Here is a 24,744-nt window from a genome sequence, read left to right as displayed (position 1 = left end):
GTACCCGATGGACCTTGACCACGCTCGCACGGTCGCCGTCGAGGCCGCCGAGGCCGCCGGGGCGCTGCTCAGGGAGGGCACGCGGGGCGCGGTCGGGGTCCGGGCCAAGGGCGCGGCCGGCGACGTGGTCACCGATCTGGACCTGGCCTCGGAGAAGCTGCTGCTGGAGCGCATCCTGACGGCCTTCCCCTCGCACAGCGTGATCGCCGAGGAGTCGGGGCTGGTGGGCGCGGCGGGCGGCGAGTGGACGTGGCTGGTCGACCCGCTCGACGGCACCAACAACGTCGCGATCGGGCTGCCGGCGTTCGTGGTGGGCGTGGCGCTGTGCCGGGACGGGCGGCCGGTGCTGGGCGTCGTGCACGACCCGGTGTCCGGGCAGACGTGGTCGGCGCTGCGCGGGCGCGGGGCCAGGGCCTCCACGGGGGCGCGGCTCGCGCCGCCGTACGCGCCGAGCCCGCACGGCCCGCTGCTGGCCTGGACGCAGGGCTACGGCGTGCGCAGGGACGACGACCGGGTGAACGCGCTGAAGCAGGCCATCGAGCTGGCCGCCCGCCGGGTCCTGCAGCTCTGGGCGCCGCTGCTGTCGTGGGCGATGCTGGCCAGGGGCGACATCGACGGCATCGTCGGTTACCGGGCCGAGGCGGTCGACCTGCCGGCGGGCGCGCTGCTGGCGAGGGAGGCGGGCATCGACATCAGGGCGCTCGACGGCGGCCCGTTCGAGGCGTGCATCGACGCGCCGGCCGAGCGGCGCAGCTTCGTCGCGGCGCACCCGCGGGCCATCCCGGGGCTGCTCGCGCTCCTCCCCTGACCTCGATCTCCCGTGACCCCAATGCGGAGAAATACGCGGAAGAAGTGTGTCGAATGTCGATGAGTTCCGCTGCCGTTCGTCGTCTTATTGGGTGACGGAAACACGGGGAAGAGGAGCCCGACATGATGACCACGACCGAGCTGGCGCAGGTGCTCTTCACGACCGCTCTGCAGCCCAGCGACGACCTGTCGCCGTACGCCGTCAGGGAGGCCGTCACCGAGCGGCTGTGCGCCTGCGGCGGCGAGCCGGCGCTGTGCGCGGCCCTGGTGGCGCAGGAGGCCGGCGACCACCCCGAGACGTACGTGCGCCGCATGCGCTGGGCGCTCGGCGCGGTCGCGGACGCCTACCAGCTCGCGGCGGCGTGAGCCGCGGTCAGATCGTCGCCTCCAGGGCCCACACGGTGGCGACCAGCCCGACGGCCGCCAGCCCGGCCCCGGTGAGCAGGAAGCGGCGCATCGGCACCTGCACGTCGTGGCGGCGGCACGACTCGAACCACAGCAGCGTGGCGAGCGACGCCCACGGCGTGACCACCGGGCCGACGTTGGTGCCGGCCAGCAGCGCCAGCAGGCGGTCCTGGTCGGCGGCCGGGATGACGATCTCCACCGCCTTGTAGGCGGGCAGGTTGTTGATCGCGTTGGACAGGCCCGCGCCGACGGCCGCGGTGCGGTAGGGATCGCCCTCGGCGCCGATCATCCACGACATCAGGTCGGACAGGCCGTGCCGGCTGAGCGTCGGCACCACCAGGAACAGCCCCGTCACGAAGACCACGAGCTGCCAGGGGAAGAGCCGCCAGGTCAGCCGCTCGCGGGCGCGCAGCAGGAACGCCGCCACGACGAGCGCCGCCGCGGCCCCCGCGGCCACCGCGACGTGCGCCTTGAGCAGCAGCAGCGCGATGAACAGCAGGCACCCGGCCGACGCGGCGGCGAACAGCGCCCGGTCGCCGACCGGCTCCAGCACCGGCGGGCTGTAGCGCAGGTCGCGCCGCTCCCCCCGGCGCCAGAAGAACACCCACAGGAACGCCATCGTCACCAGGACGGCGACGATCTGGGGCGCCCACATGCGGGCCGCGAACCCCTGCGCGTCGAGGCCGAGCTTGCCCATGGCGAGGAGGTTGGTGAGGTTGGAGACCGGCAGCAGCAGGCTCGCGGTGTTGGCCAGCCAGATCGTGGTCATGGCCAGCGGCAGCGGGGCGATGCGGGCCTTCGGCGCCAGGGCGAGCATGACGGGGGTGAGCAGGACCGCCGTGGTGTCGAGGTTCAGGAAGATCGTGACCAGCGCCGCGAAGACCGTGCAGAGCAGGAACAGCGCCGCGTAGTTACCGCGGCCCAGCACCGCCATCCGCGCCGCGATCGCGTCGAAGACCTGGGCCTCCTTGGTCAGCTCGGCCAGCACGATGATCGCCACCAGGAAGATCAGCAGCGGCCAGATCTCGCGCAGGCTCTCGGCCGCGGCCTCCCACGGCAGGAGCCCGCTCACCAGGAAGACCAGGCCGAGCACGAGCAGCCCGATCCTGATCCAGTCGAGCACACCGAGACGCAGCACCGTCCGATGATCGCACACGTGCTCCAAAACCCCGACCAGGCAGGGGATACTGGGCGGCATGGCACGTGAGCGCAGGCCCACCGACATCTTCGTCAGCTACTCCCCCGCCGACACCGCGTGGGCGACGTGGATCGCCTGGGAGCTGGAGGCCGCGGGCTACCGGACGATGATCCAGGCGTGGGATTTCGTCCCGGGCACCAACTTCATCGACTTCATGGACCGCGGCGTCAGCGAGGCTCAGCTCGTCGTCGCCGTGCTCTCGCGCAACTACCTGACCTCGCGCTACGGCCGCATGGAGTGGCAGGCGGCGCTGCGGGCCGACCCCGACAACCCCTCCAACAAGCTCGTCACGATCCGGCTGGAGGACGTCCAGCTCGAAGGGCTGCTGTCCACGATCACCTGGGTCGACCTGCTCGGCGTCACCGACCCGGGGCAGGCCAGGGCGCTGCTGCTCGGCCGGGTCGGCGAGGCGCTGGCGGGCCGGGCCAAGCCGGAGTCCGCCCCCGCCTTCCCCGACGGCGCAGGCGCGCCGCCGCCCGTGCCGACGCTGCCGCCGCCGGCCGCCGAGCGGGCCAGGGCCAGGCGCACGCCGGTCACCGCGCCCGCCTTCCCGCCCGCGGCGCGCACCGGCGGGGGGCGCGAGTCGGTCAGCGTGCTGCACATCGGCGGGCCGCGGTTCGGGCGGGCGCTGCCCGAGCCCGGCGACCCGTTCACGCCGGAGGACATGCAGGCGCGCATCTGGGCCGACCTCACCGCGATGTACGACCGGGGCATGCCGCGCCCCGACCTCATGGTCGTCAGCGGCGACCTGACGGAGTCGGGCAGCCTGCGGCAGTTCGGGCAGGCCACCCGGTTCGTCACCGACCTGCGGCTGCTGCTCGGGCTGGAGCCGCACCGGCTGGTGCTGCTGCCGGGCCCGCGCGACGTGACCAAGGCGGCGGCCAGCGCGTACTTCATGACGTGCGAGGCCGACGACGTGAGCCCGCAGCCGCCGTACTGGCCGAAGTGGCGGCACTTCGCCGGCCTGTTCGGCGAGGTCTACCAGGGGCTCGACGACCGGGTGTTCGACGGCGGGCAGCCGTGGACGCTGTTCGAGGTGCCCGACCTGAAGGTGGTCGTGGCGGGGCTCAACTCGACGATGGCGATGAGCCATCTGGAGCGCGACGCGTACGCGCTGCTGGGCGAGGCGCAGGCGGCCTGGTTCGCCGAGCGGCTGCGGCCGTACGAGGAGGGCGGGTGGCTGCGGCTGGGCGCCATGGGGCATCCGCCGCACGAGCTGCGGGACGCGCCGACGTACGAGCGGCTGCTCGCGCACCGGATCAACCTGCTCTTCCACGGCGGCCAGGGCGCGGGCGGCGCGGGCCGCATCGCCGCGCCGCGCCCGGGCCGGCACCAGGTCATCGAGATCACCGCCGCCGGGCTGCGCCGGTGGCTGCCGGACGCGGGCGCGCCGGAGCGGGAGGCGGGCAAGTGGCAGGGCGCGCAGGCGACGTTCACCGGCCGCGCCCCCGCCGTGCCGCCGCCGCGGCCCAAGCCGGAGGAGCGCGCGCCGAGCCCGGTCGAGCTGCTGCTCGACCGCATCGCCGAGGTGTGCGAGGCGCGCCACGAGCGGGCCAGGATCCGCAGGTTCGCCGCCCACCTCGTGGTCACCCATCCCGAGGACGGGTTCGTCCGGCAGACGATGATCGGCGCGCACGTCGGCGAGGTCACCGAGGAGGCCGCCGACGCCTTCGCCCGCCAGGCGCACGCCGCCGGCCTGCCCGCCGAGCTGGTCTGCCAGGGCCCGCCCGCGCCCCGCTGGATCCGCGACGACCTCATGCGGCAGGGGGTCCGGCTGCGCAGCTTCACCGAGTTCCAGGGCCTGCTCGACCTGACCGGCTACGTCAGCGAGCAGACCGCCAGGCTCACCACCGACCGCCGCTACCCGCCAGAGCTGTACGTCCCGCAGCGCTACCGCGAGCTGGACCGCCCCGGCGGCCAGATCAGGCAGGGCCTGACGGACGAGCTGATGCGGCTGCTGGCCGCCGACCACGGCCGTTTCCTGCTGCTGCTGGGCGACTTCGGCCACGGCAAGACGTTCGCGCTGCGCGAGCTGGCCCGGCGCATCCCGGCCGAGCTGCCGCACCTGACGCCGATCCTCATCGAGCTGCGCGCCCTGGACAAGGCGCACTCGGTGGACGCGCTGGTGGCCGCCCACCTGGCCTCGCACGGCGAGGAGTTCATCGACCTCAAGGCGTTCCGCTACCTGCTGCGGCAGGGGCGCATCGTGCTGCTGTTCGACGGCTTCGACGAGCTGGTGACCCGGCTGACCTACGACCGCGCCGCCGACCACCTGGCGACCCTGCTGGCGGCCGCCGAGGACAAGGCCAAGATCGTGGTGGCCAGCCGCACCCAGCACTTCAAGTCGCACAGCCAGGTGCTCACCTCGCTCGGCGAGATGGTCGGCGTGCTGCCGCAGCGGCGGGTGCTCGGCGTCGAGGACTTCACCCACGACCAGATCCGCTCCTACCTCGCCAACCGCTTCGACGACGGCGACGAGGCGCGCGCCCGCATGTCGCTCATGGGGGAGATCAAGGACCTCCTGGCGCTCGCGCAGAACCCGCGCATGCTCTCCTTCATCGCCGACCTCGACGCCGACCGGCTGCGCACCGTGGCCGGGGCCCGCCACACGATCAGCCCGGCCCTGCTGTACGAGGAGATCCTCGGCTCCTGGCTGGCCTTCGAGGAGCGGCGGGCCCGGGTGCCCGGCTCGGCCGAGGCGCTGACCACCGACGAGCTGTGGCGGGCGGTGACGGCGCTGGCGCTGCGGCTGTGGGAGACCGGCGAGTCGCTGCTCGGCGTCGACGAGCTGACCGAGGTCGGCGAGACCCTGACCGACCTCGCCAGCGGCCAGCTGTCGGCCGCGCACGCGGCGCACGCGATGGGCTCGGGCAGCCTGCTGGTGCGCACCGAGGAGGGCATGTTCGGGTTCATCCACGCCTCGGTCATGGAGTGGCTGATCGCCCGCCATCTCGCCATGGACAACCTCGCCCTGCTGGCCCGCCGGCCGCTGTCGGCGCTCACCGTCGAGTTCCTGTGCGACCTCGCCGACGTGCGGGCGCTGCGCGCCTGGGTGGCCGGCCCGCCCGCCGACGACGTGTCCCGGGCCAACGCCGTCAAGATCTCCGCCCGGCTGCGCACCCCGGCCCGCGCCGACCTCCGCGGCGCCAACCTCAAGGGCGAGGACCTCTCGGCCCGCGACCTGCGCGAGGTCGACCTCACCGGCGCCGACCTGTCGGAGGCGACGCTGGCCGGCACCGATCTGTCGCGGGCCGTGCTGCGCGAGGCCCGGCTGGTGGGCGCGCGGCTGGACGGCGCGGTGCTGACCGGCGCCGACCTCACCGGCGCCGACCTGTCGGGGGCGCGGCTGGCGCGCGCCGACCTCAGCGACGCGGTGCTGACGGACGCCCGCTGGCACCGGGCCGCGCTCATCGACGTCACCGGCACGCTGCCGCGGCTGCCCGGCGCGGCCGTGGCGCCCGGCCAGCCGGTCGAGGTGGAGTTCGCCCCCGCCGGGATCGGCGTCCCGTACGGCTACCACTTCCAGACCAGCCGCCTGCCCGAGCCGATCGCCTACAGCCCCGACGGCGCCACCGTCGCCATCGGCAACGAGGACGGCGGCGTGCTGCTGTGCGCGGGCGGCGCCCCCGTGCGCACCCTCCAGGGCCACCGGGGCCGCGTCTACGCCGTCACCTTCGCCGGCGACCTGCTGGCCACCGGCGCGAGCGACGGCGACGTCATCCTGTGGGACGCGCTCACCGGCGAGCGGCTGCGCACCCTGACCGGCCATCCCGACGGCGTCTGGCCGGTGCGCCTCAGCGCCGGCGGCGAGCTGGTGGCGGCCGGGGGCGGCGACGGCGTGGTGCGGGTGTGGGAGAGCGCGACCGGCCGCCTCGCCCACGAGCTGGCCGGGCACCAGGCGCCCGTCTACACCACGGCGTTCGGCCGTTCGGTGCTGGTGACGGGCGACGCGGCGGGCGCCGTGCGGGTCTGGGACCTCGGCACGGGGCAGGTGCGGCGCACCCTCGACGGCCACCGCGGCAGCGTGTACCGCGCCGTGCCGAGCCCCGACGGCCGGCTGCTGGCCACCGGCGACGAGGCCGGCACGATCCGGCTCTGGGACACCGCCTCCTGGCGGCTCCTGCACACCCTCACCGGGCACGCGGGCAGCGTCTACTGCCTGGCGTTCGCGCCCGACGGCTCGCTGCTGGCCAGCGGCGACACCGCGGGCGGCGTGCGGCTGTGGGACCCGTCCGGGCACGCGCTCGGCACCCACACCACGCACGCGGCGGCCGTCTACCAGGTGACCTTCAGCCCCGACGGGCACGTCCTGGCCTCCGGCGACTCCGGCGGCGTGGTGCGGCTGCAGCCGGTGGGCGGCGGGCCGCGCGTGGAGCTGACCGGGCACCGCAGCTCGGTGTGGCCGTTCGCGTTCCGTCCCGACGGGCAGCAGCTCGCCACCAGCAGCAACGACGGCACCGTACGGCTGTGGGACCCGGCCACCGGCAAGTGCCAGCGGGTGCTGCGCGGCCACGGGCGGCGCATCTCGTCGGTGCGCTTCAGCGCCGACGGCTCCATGCTGGCCACCAGCGGCAACGACGGCGTCGTGCGGGTGTGGGAGCGCGACCGGCCGCCTCGCCCACGAGCTGGCCGGGCACCAGGCGCCCGTCTACACCACGGCGTTCGGCCGTTCGGTGCTGGTGACGGGCGACGCGGCGGGCGCCGTGCGGGTCTGGGACCTCGGCACGGGGCAGGTGCGGCGCACCCTCGACGGCCACCGCGGCAGCGTGTACCGCGCCGTGCCGAGCCCCGACGGCCGGCTGCTGGCCACCGGCGACGAGGCCGGCACGATCCGGCTCTGGGACACCGCCTCCTGGCGGCTCCTGCACACCCTCACCGGGCACGCGGGCAGCGTCTACTGCCTGGCGTTCGCGCCCGACGGCTCGCTGCTGGCCAGCGGCGACACCGCGGGCGGCGTGCGGCTGTGGGACCCGTCCGGGCACGCGCTCGGCACCCACACCACGCACGCGGCGGCCGTCTACCAGGTGACCTTCAGCCCCGACGGGCACGTCCTGGCCTCCGGCGACTCCGGCGGCGTGGTGCGGCTGCAGCCGGTGGGCGGCGGGCCGCGCGTGGAGCTGACCGGGCACCGCAGCTCGGTGTGGCCGTTCGCGTTCCGTCCCGACGGGCAGCAGCTCGCCACCAGCAGCAACGACGGCACCGTACGGCTGTGGGACCCGGCCACCGGCAAGTGCCAGCGGGTGCTGCGCGGCCACGGGCGGCGCATCTCGTCGGTGCGCTTCAGCGCCGACGGCTCCATGCTGGCCACCAGCGGCAACGACGGCGTCGTGCGGGTGTGGGAGCCGCGCACCGGGCGCCGGCTGCGCGAGTTCCGCGGCACCGCCGACCGGCTCATCTCGGCGCTGTTCTCCCCCGCCGGGCCGGTCCTGGCCACCTCCAGCAACGACGGCGGCGTGCACTTCTGGAACGCCGTCACCGGCGACTACGAGCGCGAGCTGCACGCCGAGACCGACCACGTGTGGGCCGAGGCGTTCAGCCCCGGCGGCGACCTGCTGGCCACGGCCAACGACGACGACAGCGTGCGCATCTGGTACCGGCCCACCGGCCGGCTGGCGGCCAACCTGCTGGACCACCGCGGGCGGGTGCGCTCGATCGCGTTCAGCCCCGACGGCTCGTACGTGGCCACGGGCTGCGACGACAAGCTCGTCCGCATCTGGCACGTCGCCTCCGGCGGCCGGGTGGCCACCCTGGAGGGGCACACCGACCGCGTCTACTCCGTCGCCTTCTCCCCCGACGGGCGGCGCCTGGCCAGCGCCGGCAACGACGGGCGGGCGCTGGTGTGGGAGCTGCGTCCCGGGCAGCCCTGGCAGCCGCGGCTGGCGCACACCCTGACGGCGGGCGGCGGGCGGTGGTGGAGCGTGGCCTTCGACGCCTCGGGCGAGCGGCTCGCGACCGGGGGCGACGACAAGCTCGTCCGGGTCTGGGACGCCGTGCGCGGGCGGCAGCTCCACGCGCTGGCCGGGCACGCCAGGCGGGTCTGGTCGGTCGCCTTCAGCCCCGCCGGCGACCTGCTGGCCAGCGCCGGCGACGACGGGGCGGTGATCCTCTGGGCGGGCGGCGCGCGGCGGGCGACGCTGCTCGGGCTGCCCGAGGGGTGGGCGGCGCTGGCGCCGGACGGCCGGTACAAGGTGCACGGGGAGCCGGGCGGGCAGTTCTGGCACGTGCTCGGGATGGCGCGGTTCGAGCTGGGCGAGCTGGATCCGTACCTGCCGGGGGTGCGTCAGGTGCCGCTCGACTCACCCATCTGAGGCGGCGCCGCTCATCGGGCGGCCGAGCAGGGCGGTCGCCACGCTCTCGACGTGCGGGGCCAGGTCGGCGGCGGTGGCCCCGGCCAGGGCCGGGGTGGCGACGACCGAGCGCAGGATGCCGATGCCGACCAGCCAGGCGCTGAGCAGCTCGGCGCGCAGCCCGGCGTCCTCGCCGCCGCCGGCCAGACCCGCGAGGGCCTCGACGTAGGTGGCGCAGACCTCCTCGCGGATGCGGCGGCGGGCGTCCTCGTGGGCCGAGGAGCGCAGCATGGCGACCAGGGGGTGCTCGCCGCCGTACCGGGTCCAGTCGTGGAAGACGACCGCGGCGATCATGCGGGCGACCAGCTCCTCCTGCGGGCCGTCCAGGAGGCCGGCCGGGAGGTCGGCGGTGACCTCGTCGAACAGGGCCTTCTTCGAGCCGAAGTAGCGGAAGATCAGGGTGGCGTCCACGCCGGCGTCGGCGGCGACGTCGCGGACGCTGGTGGCGTCGTAGCCGTCGCGGGCGAAGCGCAGCCGCGCGGCCTCCAGCAGCCTGGCCCGCGTGGCCTCCCGGTCTCTCTTCCCCATCGGCCCCTCCTGGTCATCGATCGTTGACATCTTAGGCCCCTGCCGTGCTACGGTCACGCAAGTCATCGATCGATGACTTTACTTCGACCGAGGAGCGAGCATGCGGACCTACGTCGTGGCCGGCGGCACCACCGGCATGGGACGGGCGCTGGCGCTGCACCACCTGCGGGCCGGCGACCGGGTGACGGTCGTCGGCAGCGACCCCGGCAGAGGACGCGACCTCCTCGCCGAGGCGGCCCGGCTGGGGCCGGGGAACGGGCGGCGTTCGTCCGGGCCGACCTGACCTCGGTGGCGGAGAACCGGCGGGTGATCGAGGAGGTCGAGGCCCGGCACGACGCGCTCGACGGGCTGATCCTCACCGCCATGCGGCACTTCCCGCGCCGCGTCGAGACGCCGGACGGCTTCGAGGCCACCTTCGCCCTCTACTACGTCAGCCGCCTCGTGCTCAGCCACGGCCTGACCGGCCTGCTGGAGAAGGGCGGCGAGCCGATGATCGTGAACGTGTGCGGCGTCGGCATCACCAAGGGCGCCGTCCACTGGGACGACCTGTCGCTGCGCCACGGCTACGGCGGCATCAAGGCGATCCTCCAGGGCGGGCGCGCCACGGACCTGCTCGGCGTCGCCTACCCGGCCGTGCACCCCGGCGGCCGGACCCGCTTCCTGCTGCACCACCCGGGCTTCACCCGCAGCGGGACCGCCAGCCTGGCCCAGCCCGCCAGGGCGGTCGTCCGGCTCCTGGCCCGGGTCGCCGCCCAGCCCGTCGAGCAGGCCGTGCAGCCGATCGTCGAGCTGATGGCGGACCCGCCGGAGGGGCGGCTGCTCGCCTACGACCGCCGCACCCCGGTGGACCTGTCGCTGCCCACCCTCGACCCGGACGCGGCCCGGCGGTTGTACGAGCTGACTCGTCACGTCCTGCGGTGACCCGTGCGGGCCTGCGCCATTTGCGTCGTTTGCCGCTCCCGATCACCGGACTGTGGGAGGATCCTTGGCTAGATCGTTTCGGAGGCGGCGCGGAGCATCGCGGAGGGATGACGCATGGGTACCTGCCGGGGGCTGGGCTCGTGACCGGCGGACGCGACGCCCGGCGGGCACCGCGCGGCCCGGCGGACCGCGCCTCCCGAGCCACCGCCCCCCGCACCGCCGCCTTCCACACCCCGGAACCGTCCACGCCACCCACCGCGCCGAACGATCGCCACGCCTCATCGGACGGCCTCCCCACCCCCACGGCCAGCCTCCCCACCCCCTCGGACGGCTCCCCCGCCCTCTCGGACGGCCTGCCCACCTCGTCGGACGGCCTTCCCACCTCGTCGGACGGCCTCCGCGCCTTGTCGGACGGCCTGCCCACGCCGTCGAGCGGCCTGCCCGCGCCGGCGGGCGGCCTTCCCACGCCGGCGGCCAGTCCGTCCGCTCACCCGGCCCACGTCTCATCACCATCCGGCGGCCCGGCCGACCTCTTCTCGCCGTCCGACAGGCGGAAGGCGGCCGAGACGGGCATGGGCGCTTCCCCCTCGACCGGCGCAGGCCCCCGGCGCCGCACCACACCCCAGGCGCTCCTGGAGGGCCCTCCCTCCCCCGAAACGCCCTCGAACGACCCCTCACCCCACACGGACCCGGACCCGGACGACCGCACCTCACCCCACACGAGCGTGGACGGCCTCGCCTCGTCGGAGGGTGACAGGCGGGAGGTCATGCCGAAGCGGGCGGCCGGGGTGTCGCCGTGGTCGTCCACGCCGGACGCCGGCGACGGCGCCGCACCCGAGGGCGGGGGACGGTCCCGGGCGGCCAGGACGGCGGCCCTGGCGGCGGGCGTGGTCCTGCTGGCCCTGGCCGGGCTGCTGATCGGCGTTCCCGCGTTCCGCACCACGCTGGATCCCGTCCCGGACCCGGGCTCCGTGCCCCCCACGCCTCCCGCCGCGGCCATGCGCCGCAGCCCCGCCGCCACCCAGGCCCCCGCCACCCCGCGCACCCCGGCCACAGCGCCGGTCACCGCCCCGGTCAACGGTCCCGTGCCGTCCCCGGCGGCCACCTCCGGGGCGTCCCGCTCACCGTCTCGGACGGCGTCGGCCACTCCCATCCCCACGACCCCGGGCACGGTGCAGCCGCAGGGGGCGGCCAACGCGCGCAACCGCTCCGCCCGCCCGCGCGCCATTCGCCCGCAGCCGGTACGTCCCAGGAGGAAGGCGCTGGTCGCGGGGGTCGGGAGCGGCGAGGCGACGGCCGCCCCCACGACGCCGGGCGCCACCACGCTCACCCCGGTGCCGCAGATCCCGGGCCAGGTCGCGGGCCAGGGCTCCACCGGCGGCGGCACGTCCCAGTCGGGTGAGTGACCCCCGCCCCGGCCGGTGGTGGGTCAGCCGCGGGCGGCGCGACGCCGGAGCTGGTCCCAGACGTCCCTGACCCGCCCGTCCAGCTCCTCCAGCGTCCCTTCGTTGGGGATGACGACGTCGGCCACCGCCAGCCGGTCCTCCCGGCTCGCCTGGGCCGCGATGCGGGCCTTGGCGTCGGCCTCCGCCATCCCCCGGAACTCGGCCAGCCGCCGGATGCGCACCTCGTCGGCCGCGTCCACCACGATGACCACGTCGTACATGGGGGCGAGCTTGTTCTCGGCCAGCAGCGGCACGTCGTACACGACGACCGCGTCGTCGGGCGCCTCGGCCTGCAGCGCCGCCACCCGCTCCCCCACCAGCGGGTGCACGATGCCGTTGAGCGCCGCCAGCTTCTCGCTGTCGGCGAAGACGATGGAGCCGAGCTTCTCCCGGTCGAGCGTCCCGTCCGGGCGCAGCACCTCGTCGCCGAAGACGGCGACGACCCGCGCCAGCCCGACCGTGCCGGGCTCGACGACCTCACGGGCGATCTTGTCGGCGTCGATCACGACGGCCCCGTGTGCCGCCAGCCGCTTGGACACCTCGCTCTTGCCGGAGCCGATGCCGCCGGTGAGCCCAATCTTCAGCACCGTGAAAGCCTATCCACGTTCGGCGGGTACGGGGCCATCATCGTAGGCATGACGACCCCGATCGTACGGGCCGCCCACGACCAGGCCGCCGCGGCCGGGGACGACTGGGTGAGCCCGCTGCACGTCGTGCTCGCCCTGCTGGCCGAGGACTCCCTCGCCGCGCGCGTCCTGCGCGAGGCGGGGCTGGACCGGGCGCGGGCGCTCAAGGTGCTGCGCCACGGGGAGCGGCCGGGCCACGGCGCGGGCGGCTTCGCCAACCCCGCCTTCCACACCCTGTACGGGGTCGCCAGGGGCCTGGCGCTGGCCGCCGGTCACCGGGCGCCCGGCCCCGAGCACTGGCTGCTGGCGCTGGCCTACGACGCCTGGGACCGGGAGGCGACGACGTTGCACGTGTTCGGCGTGGACCCGGCGGGCGTCGTGGCGGCCCTGCGCGCCCACGGCGTCGCGACGCCGCCGCTGGACCCGCCCGCGCACGTGCCCTGGCGCGGCCGCCACCAGGTGGTGGTGCCGGCCGCCGAGCTGCGTCCGCTGCTCGACCGGCTGAACGCCGAGCACCCGGCGGGCTCGGAGTGGCGGTGGGGCTGGAACTGGGTGGACGACGACATGGGCCGCGCGGTGGTCACGGCCGAGGAGGGGATCGATCTGGCTCCCGCCGCAGGTGGACCATCGTCAGGTGGTCGTCCATCCGCTCCCGGTGGGTCTCCCGGTAGCCCAGGCGGCGGTAGAGCTTGAGGTTGCCGGCCGACAGGTGGCCGGTGAACAGGTCGAACGCCGTGGCCTCCGGCACCTGCTCGTGCAGCGCGGCCAGCAGCGCCGTGCCGAGCCCCTGCCCCTGCCGGTCGGGGGCGACGACCAGGCGGCCGACCAGGCAGGTGGTGCCGGAGAGCTGCCCGCGCACCGCGCCGACGATGCGGGCGCCGTCGAGCGCCTTGAGCACGAGGGCGCCCTCGATGACCTTGCGCAGCTGCTCCAGCGACTCCACGAGCGGCGGGATGTAGGGGTCTCCGTAGAGCTGGGCCTCGCTCACGTAGGCCGCCCGCTGAAGGGTGAGGATCTCTCCCGCGTCCGCCGGCACCGCCCGCTCGATCGTCACGGACAGCACCCTAGCGGAGCAGGACGCCGAAGAACTCCCGTACGCCGGTCACCACCGATTCGGGCGCGGCCATGGCCACCATGTGGCTGGGGCTCTGCCCGTCGCCCCAGTACACGATGTCGTTGCCGCGCTCGGCGATGCGGCGCAGCAGCGCGGGCCCGCCGTGCGTGGCTCCGGTGGGGACGGCGCGCTGGTCGGCGGGCATCCCGGCGGCGCCGTCGTAGTACGTCCAGGACGACGACCCGCCAGTGCCGGTGAACCAGTACAGGCTGGCGTTGGTCAGCACCAGGTCGCGGTCCACGGGCTCGGCCACCGGCGTCCCGTCCTCCGGCCAGCCGTCGAACTCCTTGAACCGCTCCACCAGGTACGCCAGCTGCGCCACCGGCGAGTCGGCGAACCCGTGGGCGAGGGTCTGCGGCCGGCCGGCCAGGTAGGGGCCGTACCCGCTGCCGCCGGCCATGCGCTCGCCCAGCATCTTCAGCCAGGCCAGCTCGTCCTCGCTCGCCCCCGCCAGCTCGGCGGGGTCGCCGGTGGGGATGCCGAGGCCGGAGGTGATCACCGCGCCGGTGACGTGCTCGGGGTCGAGGGCGGCGAGCCGCGCCGTGACCAGCGCCCCCGCGTCGTTGCCGTGGGCCCCGTAGCGGTCGTGGCCGAGCCGGCGCATCAGCTCGGCCCAGGTACGGGCCACGCGCTCGACGCTCCAGGGCCGCTCGTCAGCCGTTTCGGAGGCGGGCCCAGAGGCGGGCCCAGTGGCGGGCTCAGTGGCGGGCCCAGGGAAGGGTGAGAAGGCGAAGCCGGGCAGGGAGGGCGCGACGACATGGAAGGCGAGGCCCGGGTCGAGCCCGTGGGAGCGCGGGTCGGTGAGCGGGCCGAGCACGTCGAGCAGCTCGGCGACCGAGCTCGGCCAGCTGTGCGTGACGATCAGCGGCAGGGCGTGCGGCTCGGGCGAGCGGACGTGCAGGAAGTGCACGCTCTGCCCGTCCACGGTGGTGGTGAACTGCGGGAAGGCGTTGAGCCTGGCCTCCTGGGCGCGCCAGTCGAACTCCTCGGCCCAGTACGTGGCCAGCTCCCGCAGGTAGGCCACGGGGACGCCGCGCCGCCAGCCGCCGGGGAGCTGACGGGCCCAGCGGGTGCGGCGCAGCCGGTCGCGCAGGTCGTCGAGGTCGGCCTGAGGGATGTCGATGCGGAACGGCGTGATGGTCTCGGTCATGCGGATGACCTTAGGAAGCGATGCGGCAGGATTCGTTCCGCGTTCCGCGCCGGCGGCCGGAAAAGCCGCAGGACAGGCGGAAGGCCCCGCACGGATCCGTGCGGGGCCTTCCGTTCTACTGCCTTGCTTCTACTGCCTTGCTCCAGGAGCAGAGCCTCAGCTCTGGCCGCCCGCGAGCTTCTCGCGCAGCGCCGCGAGCGCCTCGTCCGAGGCGAGCGCGCCGCTGGCCGGAGCGGACGAGGAGCTGCTCTGCTGAGCCGGGGCCTCGCTGCCGTAGGACGTCGGAGCGCCCTCGCCGGCCTCGGCCTCGGCCTTGCGGGCCTCCTCGATCTGCTTCCGGTGGGCCTCGAAGCGCTGCTGGGCCTCGGCGTACTGCCGCTCCCACTCCTCACGCTGCTTGTCGAAGCCCTCGAGCCACTCGCCCGTCTCCGGGTCGAAGCCCTCGGGGTAGATGTAGTTGCCCTGGTCGTCGTACGTCGCGGCCATGCCGTAGAGCGTCGGGTCGAACTCGACCTCGGCGCCCACGCCCTCGTTGGCCTGCTTCAGCGACAGGCTGATGCGGCGACGGTCGAGGTCGATGTCGATGATCTTCACGAAGATCTCGTCGCCGACCTGGACGACCTGCTCCGGGATCTCCACGTGGCGCTCGGCCAGCTCGGAGATGTGGACCAGGCCCTCGATGCCCTCCTCGACCCGGACGAACGCGCCGAACGGCACCAGCTTGGTGACGCGGCCCGGCACGACCTGGCCGATCTGGTGGGTGCGGGCGAACTGCTGCCACGGGTCTTCCTGGGTGGCCTTGAGCGACAGGGAGACGCGCTCGCGCTCCATGTCGACGTCGAGGACCTCGACCGTGACCTCCTGGCCGACCTCGACCACCTCGGACGGGTGGTCGATGTGCTTCCAGGACAGCTCGGACACGTGGACCAGGCCGTCGACTCCGCCGAGGTCCACGAACGCGCCGAAGTTGACGATCGAGGAGACGACGCCCTTGCGGACCTGACCCTTCTGAAGGGTGTTGAGGAACGTCTGGCGAACCTCGGACTGCGTCTGCTCGAGCCAGGCGCGGCGCGACAGGACCACGTTGTTGCGGTTCTTGTCGAGCTCGATGATCTTCGCCTCGAGCTCCCGGCCGACGTACGGCTGCAGGTCGCGGACACGGCGCATCTCGACCAGGGACGCCGGGAGGAAGCCACGGAGGCCGATGTCGAGGATGAGACCACCCTTGACGACCTCGATGACGGTGCCGGTGACGATGCCGTCCTCGTCCTTGATCTTCTCGATCGTGCCCCAGGCGCGCTCGTACTGGGCGCGCTTCTTGGACAGGATCAGGCGGCCCTCCTTGTCCTCCTTCTGGAGAACCAGGGCCTCGACGTGTTCGCCGACCTCCACGACGTCAGCAGGGTCGACATCGTGCTTGATCGAAAGCTCGCGCGAGGGGATGACACCCTCGGTCTTGTAGCCGATATCGAGAAGGACCTCGTCTCGATCGACCTTGACGACGGTGCCCTCGACGATGTCGCCGTCGTTGAAGTACTTGATGGTCTCGTCGATCGCGGCGAGGAAGGCTTCCTCGGACCCGATGTCGTTGACCGCTACCTGCGGGGTGCTCGAGGTGGCCTCAGTGCTGGACGTCATGTGTGGAATTGCTCCGAACGCGGACAGGATGTCGATGTGGCGGATGCGCGGCAGGCCCTCTTCCGCATCAAGCCGAGGAATTACGACATCGACGTGACCGAGCGCGAGCCCGCTCCGTCTGAGGCGCGCGCGAGCCCACAGCGCAGCGATCAGCATATGAGACCAAGGCCACGGGGTCAATCCGGGGTGAGGTCAGTAGGCGATGACCTGGAGCCCTCGCTTTGCCACGATATTACCCCGTAGCGCCCGGGGGATGGAGATCCGTCCCGGGTCCCCGTCGGAGACGTAGCGCTCACCAGGATGCTTGTCCAGCCACTCCAGCCAGTACTGCGAGCACCACTTGCGGCACTCGCCCTTCTTGCCGTTGCTCTGGATGCGCTGGATCGCTCCCCTGTCGAATTTTTTCGCGTAGGGCGAAAGCGACGGCTCGGCGCCGGCGAGGAACACGCCGGCGAAATCATAGCGCGCGCCCTCCCATGATCCGGCCCGGGCGGCGGACCTCGGGCGCGGCATCGACCCGTACGGGAGCGCCATGGTCCTGGACGGGGGCGCGCCGAGCTTCTCCAGCAGCCGCTCGACCCGGCCGATCTGCTCGCGCACCTTGCCCTTGCGCAGCGCCCGCAGGTTGGGGTGGCTCCAGGTGTGGTTGGCCACCTCGTAGCCATGCTCGGTCAGCCAGCGCACGGCGGCGGCCTGGGACGCCTCGTCGCGCAGCCCGAACGGCTCCTTGTTGACCCAGAACGTGGCGGTCGGCCGGAACGACGGGTAACGGGCGGCCACCTCCTGGATGATCGCGACCGCGGTGTCGGGGGCCGGGTTGCCGGCCTCGTCCAGGGCGAAGTGGCTCGGATGCCCGTCGTCAAAGGTCAGCACGACCGGGAAACGGCCCGCGGGCACGTGGATCTCGCCGGTGGCGAACTCGGCCGCGGTCACGGGCACGTAGCCGTCGCGGGCCAGCCGCTCCAGCTCCTTGCGCAGCTCGGCCGGCGTACGGTCGATGGAGGCGACCGGTTTGCGCAGGATGCGGTGATACATGAGGACGGGCACCAGGCCCGCCTCGTTCGCGCGCACCTGCCGGGCGAACTCGGGCGTCGCCTCCACCCCCGGCGGCAGCCCGACCGGGGTGGCCGGCGAGGCTCCGGGGGACGCCGCCGGGCTCTGCGCGACGCGCACGGCCGCCGCCGCGCCCGCGTGGGGGCCCGGCGGCGACGGCATGAGGCTGAGCCCGATGATCGCCGTGGTGATGACCACGACGTTCGCGACGCCGACGATCCGCGTACTGGAGGCTGGTAACCGCACAGAACTCCCGTGCCCCTCGGGGAAACCGTTACTCCAGCCTAGTCCAGATCGTCCCGCGGACAGGGCATCCCGCCCCTCGGGACCACCCCGCCCAGGGCCGGCTCGACACGGGGCTGGAGCCGCCCCGCGCCAAGGGCCGGGAGGCGGGGCGGGCGGGTCAGTGGCCGGCGTCCTCCCAGGTGCGGCCGACGCCCACCGAGACCTCCAGGGGGACCCGCAGGTGGTAGGCGGCGTTCATCTGGTCGCACACGAGCTGCCGCAGCGCCTCCAGCTCGCCCGGCGCCACCTCGAACACCAGCTCGTCGTGCACCTGCAGCAACATCCGCGAGGCCAGCCCCTCCTCGCGGATCGCCTGGTGGACGTGGAGCATGGCGACCTTGATGATGTCGGCCGCCGAGCCCTGGATCGGCGCGTTGAGCGCCATGCGCTCGGCCATCTCGCGCCGCTGCCGGTTGTCGCTGGTGAGGTCGGGCAGGTAGCGGCGGCGGCCCATGATGGTCTCGGTGTAGCCGTCGGTGCGCGCCTGGGCGACGATGGCGTGCAGGAAGTCGCGCACGCCGCCGAACTCCTGGAAGTACTCCTCCTTCAGCGCCCGCGCCTCGGCGACCGGGATGTTGAGCTGCCCGGACAGCCCGAAGTCGGACAGCCCGTAGGCCAGGCCGTAGTTCATGGCCTTGATGCGGGCCCGCAGCTCGCCGTCGATCTGCTCGGGCGGCAGGTCGAACACCCGGGCCGCGGTGGCCTGGTGGAAGTCGTGGCCGGACTCGAAGGCGGCGATCAGCGACTCGTCGCCCGACAGGTGGGCCATGATCCGCAGCTCGATCTGGCTGTAGTCGGCCGTCAGCAGCGTCTCGTAGCCGTCGCCGACCGTGAAGCCCTGCCGGATGCGGCGGCCCTCGGCGGTGCGGATCGGGATGTTCTGGAGATTGGGCTTTTCGGAGGAGAGCCGGCCGGTGGCGGCGATGATCTGGTTGAAGGTGGTGTGGATGCGCCCGTCGTCGGCGATCTCCTTGATCAGGCCCTCGACCGTGGTGCGCAGCTTCTGCTGGTCGCGGTGGCGCAGCATGATCGTCGGCAGCTCGTGCTCGGTCTGGGTGGCGAGCCAGGCGAGCTGGTCGGCGTCGGTGCTGTAGCCGGTCTTGATCTTCTTCGTCTTCGGCAGGTTGAGCCGGGTGAACAGGATCTCCTGGAGCTGCTTGGGCGAGCCCAGGTTGAACTGCTCGCCGACCGAGCGGTGGGCCTCCTCCACGGCGTGCTTGACGGCCGCGCCGAACTCGGCCTCCAGCCCGGCGAGGTATTCGCTGTCGACGGCGATGCCGGCCCGCTCCATCTCGGCCAGCACGGTGAGCAGCGGCAGCTCCACGTCGTCGAGGAGCTGGGTGCCGCCGCGCCCGGCCAGGAAGCCCTCCAGCGCCTCGGCCAGCTCGCGCACCACGTGGGCGCGCAGCGCGAGGTCCTTGGCGGGGGCGTCCTCGTCGTCGCCGAACAGCGCGGCCTGCCCGTCGGGCTCCTCCTCGGCGCGCAGGTCGCGGTTGAGGTAGCGGCGGGCGAGGTCTTCGAGGGTGAACGTTCGCTGGCCGGGCATCGCGAGGTAGGCGGCGAGCGCGGTGTCGCAGCTCAGGCCGCGCAGCTCCATGCCCTGGGCCCACAGGGCCAGCATCGGGCCCTTGGCGTCGTGGACGGCCTTGGGCCGCGCCTCGTCGGCCAGCCAGGCCCGCAGGGCGGCCTCGTCGGCCTCGGTGAGCTTGACCGGGTCGAGGTGGGCCGCGGTGCCGTCGGGCGAGGCCACGGCGATGGCGTCGACGCGGCCGGTGCCGCTGCCGTGGACGCCCCTGAACGCGAGGCCGGCCCGGCCCGCGGGCATGGCCTCCAGCCAGCCGGCCACCCGGCCGGGGCCGAGGATCACGGTCTCGACCTCGAAGCCCTGGTCGGGCTCGCGCTCGCCGGTGCCGAGCACCTTGAACACCCGCTCGCGCAGCTCGCCGCGGATCTGCAGGGTGTCGAAGAGCTTGTTGACCTCCTCGCGCTCCCACTCGCCCTGCCGCAGCTCGCCGAGCTCGGCCTCGACCGGGACGTCGCGCAGCAGCTCGGTGAGGCGGCGGTTCATCAGCACCTGGGCGACGTGGTCGCGCAGCTTGTCGCCGACCTTGCCCTTGACCTCGTCGACCCGGTCGACCAGCGCGGTGAGGGAGCCGAACTCGCGCACCCACTTGGCCGCGGTCTTCTCGCCCACGCCGGGGATGCTGAGGAGGTTGTCGCTGGGGTCGCCGCGCAGGGCCGCGAAGTCGGGGTACTGGGCGGGGGTGAGGCCGTACTTCTCCTCGACGGCGTCGGGGGTGAAGCGGGTCATGTCGCTGATGCCGCGCCGGGTCATCAGGACCGTGATGTGCTCGTTGACGAGCTGCAGCGCGTCGCGGTCGCCGGTGACGATGAGGACGCTCATGCCCTCGGCGGCGGCCCGGGTGGCGAGCGTGGCGATGATGTCGTCGGCCTCGAAGCCCGCCCTGGACAGGCGCGGGATGCGCAGCGTGTCGAGCAGCTCGTAGATGAGCTGCATCTGGCCGCGGAAGTCCTCCGGCGTCTCGCTGCGGTTGGCCTTGTAGTCGGCGTACTCCTCGTGCCGGAACGTCGGCTCCGACCGGTCGAAGGCCACCGCCACGTGGCTCGGCTGCTCGTCGCGCAGGACGTTGGTCAGCATCGAGGTGAACCCGTAGACCGCCTCGGTGTGCTGACCGTCGGTGGTCATGAGGTTGGCGTCCTTGAGCGCGTAGAAGGCGCGATAAGCCAGGGAATGCCCGTCAAGCAGCAGCAGGCACGGACGGCTGGGGGTCACTTCACTCTTCGGCACGTACGCAGCCTAGTCTGCCCCTGCGACAGAAAACCTGAGCTCGGAAGAGTGGAGACGTCCCCTTGACGCAGACCAATCCGCTGGATCTCCCGGTCCTGCGCGGCATGCACGACGGCACGCTGGCGAGCCGGATGGGCATCGAGTTCCTTGAGGCCGGGCCCGACCGCGTGGTGGGCCGGATGCCGGTCGAGGGCAACACGCAGCCGTACGGGCTGCTGCACGGCGGCGCGTCCGCGGTGCTGGCCGAGACGCTGGGATCGGTGGCGGCGGCCATCCACGCCGGCCCTGAGCGGATCGCGCTGGGCGTCGAGATCAACGCCACGCACCACCGCTCGGCCCGCTCGGGTCACGTCACGGGCGTGGCGACGCGGCTGCACGGCGGGCGGACGCTGGCGACGTACGAGATCGAGATCAGCGACGAGGAGGGGCGGCGCGTGTGCACCTCCCGCCTCACCTGCGTGCTGCGCGACCGCTGACGCATTCTGCTCATTTTGCTCATAAGGCACTTCGTCCGATTCTTTGCGCACCGCCCCCGCGGGTCGCTACGGTGGTCCGAACGCGAGCCCGCGGGGGAGGCCCGGTAGATAACGTGTACGGCCGGGGAAGCCCTACATGGCCCCAAAGGCCGGCCCCGCGGGCTCGTCCACCGACAGCGTGGAATTGTTACCTTCTCGTTTCCGGCAGCCGCCAGGCGTCTTCCCTCATTTAGCCCCTGACCTGCCGCGTTGGTTCCTCACATGAGTGACACCAACATGTCACTAATTGGTGACGAACGATACTGAAACGGGCGTAGCCGCAATAAGCTCCCGCCATTGCATCCCAGTTGTGCCTGCGATGCGCGCGTGTCGAGATGGAGGGGCACAACCCCGCCTTGACCTACTTGAGGGAGCACCATTGCGCAGAGCCGTGATCGCGTTCACGGCCTTCCTGGGTGGACTCGTCTTCCTGCTGGCCGGACCCGCACACGCGGGCCCCGCCGACTGCCAGGGACTGAAGGGGACACTCAAACTCCAAGGCCAGCCAGTGAACGGCGCCAAAATCTCGGTGGCCACCGAGGGCGGACAACCCGTCAAGGAGGTCACCTCGAACGCTCAGGGCGCCTGGGACGTCCAGGTCGACAAACCAGGCAAGTACAAGGTGACCCTGGACGCCGGCTCGCTTCCGCAGAACGCCCAGGTCCGGGGCGGCAACAACGTCCGCACGCCGACGGTCTACGAGGGCAACTGCTCCACCGTGCTGTTCGCGCTGGAGGCCAAGGGCGCCGCGAACAACCAGCAGCAGAGCGAGGGCGGTGAGGAGAGCCCCTTCTTCGACCAGGCCGCGCAGCTCACCTTCGAGGGCCTGAACCTCGGCCTCATCATCGCGCTGGGCGCGCTCGGGCTCTCGCTCATCTACGGCACGACCGGCCTGACCAACTTCGCCCACGGCGAGCTGATCACCCTGGGCGCGGTCCTCGCCTACGCGTTCAACGTCGGCTTCGGGATCCAGCTCATCCCCGCGGCGGTCCTCGCCGTGGTGGCCGCGGGCGCCCTCGGCTACGGCCAGGACCGCCTCTTCTGGGGCCAGCTCCGCAAGCGCGGCACCGGCACCATCGCCATGATGATCATCTCGATCGGCGTGGCCATCCTGCTGCGCAACCTCATCCAGTTCTTCTTCGGCCCGCAGACCGAGTCCTTCGCGGACTACAACACGCAGGCCGGCATCTCGATCGGCCCGATCAGCGCCGCGCCGAAGAACCTCTGGGCGATGGGCATCGAGCTGGCCGTCCTCGTCGTCGTGGGCCTGGCGCTGATGAAGACCCGCACCGGCAAGGCCGCGCGCGCCGTGGCCGACAACCCGGCGCTCGCCGCCTCCTCCGGCATCAACGTCGACCGCGTCATCCGCATCATCTGGACTGTCGGCGGCGCCATCGCCGCCCTGGCCGGCATCATGCTGGGCCTGTCGCAGTCGCTGAAGTTCACGATGGGCCAGGACATCCTGCTGCTGATCTTCGCGGGCGTCACGCTCGGCGGGCTCGGCACGGCCTTCGGCGCCCTGGTCGGCTCGCTCGTGGTGGGCGTGTTCATCCAGGTGTCCACGCTGTGGGTGCCGCCGGAGCTGAAGTCCGTCGGCGCGCTGGTGGTGCTCATCATCGTGCTTCTCTTCCGGCCGCAGGGCATCCTCGGCCGGCGCGAGCGGATCGGGTGACGGGGGTAACGATGGACTGGCTCACGATTTTCACCACCACCGTCCACGCCGCCATCGGCTGGGAGACCATCGTCTACGGCCTGGCCGCGATCGGCGTCAACATCCACTTCGGCTACACCGGCCTGCTCAACTTCGGCCAGGCGGCGTTCATGGCCGTGGCCGGCTACGGCCTGGCGGTCACCGTCACCGTGCTGAACCTGCCGTTCTGGATCGGCATCGCCGCGGGCCTGGCGGCCGCGGTGGTGCTGGCGCTGCTCATGGGCATCCCCACGCTGCAGCTCCGCGCCGACTACCTGGCGATCGTCACGATCGCGGCCGCCGAGATCATCCGGCTGGTCTTCCGCTCGGTGCAGTTCAAGGACGTCTTCGGCGGCTCCGACGGCCGGCGCGGCTTCAACGGCGACTTCTACGCCATGAACCCCTACCCGACCGGCCGCTACGGCATCGGCCCGATCCTCTTCGACGAGCGCACCCTGTGGCTGCTGACCGTCGGCTGGATCGTCGTGCTGCTCGCCTGCCTGCTGGTCTACCTGCTCATGAAGAGCCCGTGGGGCCGGGTGCTGAAGGCCATCCGCGAGGACGAGGACGCCGTGCGCGCGCTCGGCAAGAACGTCTTCGCCTACAAGATGCAGTCGCTGGTCCTCGGCGGCGTCATCGGCTGCTTCGGCGGCTTCTTCTACGGCCTCTACAACGGCGCCGTGCAGCCCGACGTGTTCGGCACCGAGATGACGTTCTTCGCCTACACCATCGTCATCCTCGGCGGCGCGGCCCGCGTCTTCGGCCCCGTCGTCGGCGCGATGATCTTCTGGGTCCTGTTCGTGTTCACCGGCAACCTGCTGGCCGAGCTGGTGGCCCACGGCTACATCCCCTTCATGACCAGCATCCAGGTGGGCCCGATCCGCTACGCCCTGGTCGGCCTGGGCTTCATCCTGTTGCTGATCGTCCGGCCGCAGGGCATCTTCGGTGACAAGAGGGAGATCGCCATCGATGCGCGATGACACGATCGACACCGCAGTGACCGCCGACCGCAAGGCCGCGGCCCTGGCGGCGTTCAAGGACATGGCCCGCGAGCCCGGCGTGCCCAAGCCGGACCCGATCCTCGTCGTCGACAACGTCGTGCGCCGCTTCGGCGGCCTCACGGCCGTCGAGGTCGAGCACGTGGAGATCCAGCGCGGCTCCATCACCGCGCTGATCGGCCCCAACGGCGCGGGCAAGACCACCTTCTTCAACCAGCTCACCGGCTTCGACACCGCCGACTCCGGGAACTGGACGTTCAACGGGCGCACGATGAACGGCGTGCCCGCGCACAAGGTGGCCCGGGCCGGCATGGTGCGCACCTTCCAGCTCACCAAGGCGCTGTCCCGCCTGACCGTGATGGAGAACATGCGCCTCGGCGCCCAGCAGCAGAAGGGCGAGAGCTTCTGGCGCGCCCTCGTGCCGGGCTTCTGGCGCGGGCAGGAGGACGAGATCACCGAGCGGGCCGAGGAGCTGCTGGTCCGCTTCAAGCTGGACGCCAAGCGCGACGACTTCGCCGGCTCGCTGTCCGGCGGCCAGCGCAAGCTGCTGGAGATGGCCCGCGCGCTCATGGTCGGCCCCGAGCTGGTCATGCTGGACGAGCCCATGGCGGGCGTCAACCCGGCGCTGACGCAGTCGCTGCTCGGCCACGTCAAGGACCTGCGCGAGCAGGGCATGACGGTGCTGTTCGTCGAGCACGACATGGACATGGTCCGCGACATCAGCGACTGGGTGATCGTCATGGCCCAGGGCGCGGTGATCGCCGAGGGCCCGCCCTCGACGATCATGTCGGACGAGCGGGTGATCGACGCCTACCTCGGCGCCCACCACGACGCCCCGCTGTCGGACACCGAGCTGCAGGCCCAGCTCCACGAGGCCGAGGCGGAGCTGGAGTCCGAGATCGAGGAGGAGACGCAGAAGTGAACGCCGTGCCGGAACCCGCCGAGTCGAAGGCGGCGGTCACCGACCGCGGCGCCCACGTGGAGGGCGCCGAGGGCGCCGTCCTGCGCTGCGACGAGCTGATCGCCGGCTACCTGCCGGGCGTCAACATCCTCAACGGCGCCGACCTGTACGTGCAGGAAGGCGAGCTGATCGGCATCATCGGCCCCAACGGCGCCGGCAAGTCGACGCTGCTGAAGGCCATGTTCGGGCTGGTCAACATCCGCAGCGGCACGGTGCTGCTGAAGGGCGAGGACATCACGAACATGAAGGCGCAC

The 24,744-nt window shown here is 72.8% G+C and carries 20 protein-coding genes and 1 pseudogene; 13 read left to right on the top strand and 8 right to left on the bottom strand.

Translation table 11 applies throughout. The features are described 5' to 3' along the window. Window positions 1-7: 7 nt before the first annotated feature. Window positions 8-808 (top strand): inositol monophosphatase family protein, encoded by an 801-nt coding sequence (locus MF672_RS30200; RefSeq protein WP_242370798.1) that lies wholly within the window; start codon window positions 8-10, stop codon window positions 806-808. 122 nt (window positions 809-930) lie between these two features. Continuing rightward, window positions 931-1,173 carry a hypothetical protein gene (locus MF672_RS30195; RefSeq protein WP_242370797.1) on the top strand — a complete coding sequence of 81 codons (243 nt, stop codon included), beginning with the start codon at window positions 931-933 and terminating at the stop codon, window positions 1,171-1,173. Window positions 1,174-1,180: 7 nt separating this feature from the next. On the opposite strand, the gene MF672_RS30190 is transcribed toward MF672_RS30195, so the two are convergent. Then, window positions 1,181-2,350 (bottom strand): ArsB/NhaD family transporter, encoded by a 1,170-nt coding sequence (locus MF672_RS30190; protein ID WP_242370796.1) that lies wholly within the window; start codon window positions 2,348-2,350, stop codon window positions 1,181-1,183. A 58-nt stretch (window positions 2,351-2,408) separates the two neighbouring features. On the opposite strand from MF672_RS30190, the pseudogene MF672_RS30185 reads away from it, so the two are divergent. Further along, a pseudogene (locus tag MF672_RS30185) lies at window positions 2,409-6,953 on the top strand (TIR domain-containing protein); the annotation flags it as partial. A 130-nt stretch (window positions 6,954-7,083) separates the two neighbouring features. Further along, window positions 7,084-8,718, top strand: a complete 1,635-nt coding sequence (locus MF672_RS52250; RefSeq protein WP_308210649.1) for a WD40 repeat domain-containing protein — start codon at window positions 7,084-7,086, stop codon at window positions 8,716-8,718. Here MF672_RS52250 and MF672_RS30165 read toward each other — a convergent pair. Then, complete coding sequence (locus tag MF672_RS30165) at window positions 8,707-9,285, bottom strand: TetR/AcrR family transcriptional regulator (protein ID WP_242380866.1); 579 nt, start codon at window positions 9,283-9,285, stop codon at window positions 8,707-8,709. The two genes, MF672_RS52250 and MF672_RS30165, sit on opposite strands and share 12 nt — an antisense overlap. A 100-nt stretch (window positions 9,286-9,385) precedes the next feature. Between MF672_RS30165 and MF672_RS30160 the strand changes: the two genes are divergently transcribed. The 3 genes from MF672_RS30160 to MF672_RS30150 all read left to right on the top strand — a co-directional run bounded on the left by MF672_RS30160 (window position 9,386) and on the right by MF672_RS30150 (window position 11,612). Next, complete coding sequence (locus tag MF672_RS30160) at window positions 9,386-9,568, top strand: hypothetical protein (protein ID WP_242380865.1); 183 nt, start codon at window positions 9,386-9,388, stop codon at window positions 9,566-9,568. Between the two features lie 5 nt (window positions 9,569-9,573). Beyond that, entirely contained in the window at window positions 9,574-10,206 is a 633-nt protein-coding gene (locus tag MF672_RS30155; RefSeq protein WP_242380864.1) for a Rossmann-fold NAD(P)-binding domain-containing protein, read from the top strand. Between the two features lie 767 nt (window positions 10,207-10,973). Continuing rightward, the gene (locus tag MF672_RS30150; RefSeq protein ID WP_242380863.1) at window positions 10,974-11,612 is read left to right on the top strand and encodes a hypothetical protein; all 639 of its coding nucleotides are present in this window, start codon (window positions 10,974-10,976) and stop codon (window positions 11,610-11,612) included. Between the two features lie 23 nt (window positions 11,613-11,635). Here MF672_RS30150 and coaE read toward each other — a convergent pair whose 3' ends face one another. Beyond that, window positions 11,636-12,238, bottom strand: a complete 603-nt coding sequence (coaE, locus tag MF672_RS30145) for a dephospho-CoA kinase (protein WP_242380862.1) — start codon at window positions 12,236-12,238, stop codon at window positions 11,636-11,638. Window positions 12,239-12,286: 48 nt separating this feature from the next. Here coaE and MF672_RS30140 point away from each other — a divergent pair, with 48 nt between their 5' ends. After that, a complete protein-coding gene (locus MF672_RS30140) occupies window positions 12,287-12,970 on the top strand; it encodes a Clp protease N-terminal domain-containing protein (protein WP_242380861.1) in 684 nt (227 codons plus the stop codon). On the opposite strand, the gene MF672_RS30135 is transcribed toward MF672_RS30140, so the two are convergent. The 5 genes from MF672_RS30135 to polA all read right to left on the bottom strand — a co-directional run bounded on the left by MF672_RS30135 (window position 12,858) and on the right by polA (window position 20,326). Beyond that, window positions 12,858-13,337 carry a GNAT family N-acetyltransferase gene (locus tag MF672_RS30135; RefSeq protein WP_407654804.1) on the bottom strand — a complete coding sequence of 160 codons (480 nt, stop codon included), beginning with the start codon at window positions 13,335-13,337 and terminating at the stop codon, window positions 12,858-12,860. The genes MF672_RS30140 and MF672_RS30135 overlap by 113 nt on opposite strands. 4 nt (window positions 13,338-13,341) lie before the next feature. Then, entirely contained in the window at window positions 13,342-14,541 is a 1,200-nt protein-coding gene (locus MF672_RS30130) for an epoxide hydrolase family protein (RefSeq protein ID WP_242380859.1), read from the bottom strand. Between the two features lie 156 nt (window positions 14,542-14,697). Continuing rightward, on the bottom strand, window positions 14,698-16,179 hold the full coding sequence (rpsA, locus tag MF672_RS30125) for a 30S ribosomal protein S1 (protein WP_242380858.1): 1,482 nt from the start codon (window positions 16,177-16,179) through the stop codon (window positions 14,698-14,700). A 192-nt stretch (window positions 16,180-16,371) separates the two neighbouring features. Further along, complete coding sequence (locus tag MF672_RS30120; RefSeq protein WP_242380857.1) at window positions 16,372-17,478, bottom strand: polysaccharide deacetylase family protein; 1,107 nt, start codon at window positions 17,476-17,478, stop codon at window positions 16,372-16,374. Window positions 17,479-17,635: 157 nt separating this feature from the next. After that, a complete protein-coding gene (polA, locus tag MF672_RS30115) occupies window positions 17,636-20,326 on the bottom strand; it encodes a DNA polymerase I (RefSeq protein ID WP_242380856.1) in 2,691 nt (896 codons plus the stop codon). 104 nt (window positions 20,327-20,430) lie between these two features. On the opposite strand from polA, the gene MF672_RS30110 reads away from it, so the two are divergent. The 5 genes from MF672_RS30110 to MF672_RS30090 form a co-directional block, all read left to right on the top strand. After that, on the top strand, window positions 20,431-20,802 hold the full coding sequence (locus MF672_RS30110; protein WP_242380871.1) for a PaaI family thioesterase: 372 nt from the start codon (window positions 20,431-20,433) through the stop codon (window positions 20,800-20,802). Window positions 20,803-21,349: 547 nt separating this feature from the next. Continuing rightward, a complete protein-coding gene (locus MF672_RS30105; RefSeq protein WP_242380855.1) occupies window positions 21,350-22,513 on the top strand; it encodes a branched-chain amino acid ABC transporter permease in 1,164 nt (387 codons plus the stop codon). Between the two features lie 11 nt (window positions 22,514-22,524). Further along, window positions 22,525-23,511, top strand: a complete 987-nt coding sequence (locus tag MF672_RS30100; RefSeq protein ID WP_242380854.1) for a branched-chain amino acid ABC transporter permease — start codon at window positions 22,525-22,527, stop codon at window positions 23,509-23,511. After that, window positions 23,501-24,451, top strand: a complete 951-nt coding sequence (locus MF672_RS30095) for an ABC transporter ATP-binding protein (RefSeq protein ID WP_407654783.1) — start codon at window positions 23,501-23,503, stop codon at window positions 24,449-24,451. The genes MF672_RS30100 and MF672_RS30095 overlap by 11 nt, the downstream gene beginning before the upstream one ends. Further along, window positions 24,448-24,744, top strand: a 297-nt coding sequence (locus tag MF672_RS30090; RefSeq protein WP_302893308.1) for an ATP-binding cassette domain-containing protein, incomplete at its 3' end; no start/stop codon positions are given. The genes MF672_RS30095 and MF672_RS30090, both read left to right, overlap by 4 nt.

Origin of the sequence: Actinomadura luzonensis (genome assembly GCF_022664455.2) — a bacterium.
Classification (GTDB): domain Bacteria; phylum Actinomycetota; class Actinomycetes; order Streptosporangiales; family Streptosporangiaceae; genus Nonomuraea; species Nonomuraea luzonensis.
This window is presented reverse-complemented; position numbering and strand designations above follow the sequence as displayed.

Bases quoted from the DNA above. Each gene is read 5' to 3' on its own strand.
- MF672_RS30100 (WP_242380854.1), top strand. From the start codon at position 22,525: ATGGACTGGCTCACGATTTTCACCACCACCGTCCACGCCGCCATCGGC.
- MF672_RS30140 (WP_242380861.1), top strand. From the start codon at position 12,287: ATGACGACCCCGATCGTACGGGCCGCCCACGACCAGGCCGCCGCGGCC.
- rpsA (WP_242380858.1), bottom strand. From the start codon at position 16,179: ATGACGTCCAGCACTGAGGCCACCTCGAGCACCCCGCAGGTAGCGGTC.
- MF672_RS30130 (WP_242380859.1), bottom strand. From the start codon at position 14,541: ATGACCGAGACCATCACGCCGTTCCGCATCGACATCCCTCAGGCCGAC.
- MF672_RS30160 (WP_242380865.1), top strand. From the start codon at position 9,386: ATGCGGACCTACGTCGTGGCCGGCGGCACCACCGGCATGGGACGGGCG.
- MF672_RS30200 (WP_242370798.1), top strand. From the start codon at position 8: ATGGACCTTGACCACGCTCGCACGGTCGCCGTCGAGGCCGCCGAGGCC.
- MF672_RS30095 (WP_407654783.1), top strand. From the start codon at position 23,501: ATGCGCGATGACACGATCGACACCGCAGTGACCGCCGACCGCAAGGCC.
- MF672_RS30150 (WP_242380863.1), top strand. From the start codon at position 10,974: ATGCCGAAGCGGGCGGCCGGGGTGTCGCCGTGGTCGTCCACGCCGGAC.
- MF672_RS30165 (WP_242380866.1), bottom strand. From the start codon at position 9,285: ATGGGGAAGAGAGACCGGGAGGCCACGCGGGCCAGGCTGCTGGAGGCC.
- MF672_RS30110 (WP_242380871.1), top strand. From the start codon at position 20,431: ATGCACGACGGCACGCTGGCGAGCCGGATGGGCATCGAGTTCCTTGAG.
- MF672_RS30195 (WP_242370797.1), top strand. From the start codon at position 931: ATGATGACCACGACCGAGCTGGCGCAGGTGCTCTTCACGACCGCTCTG.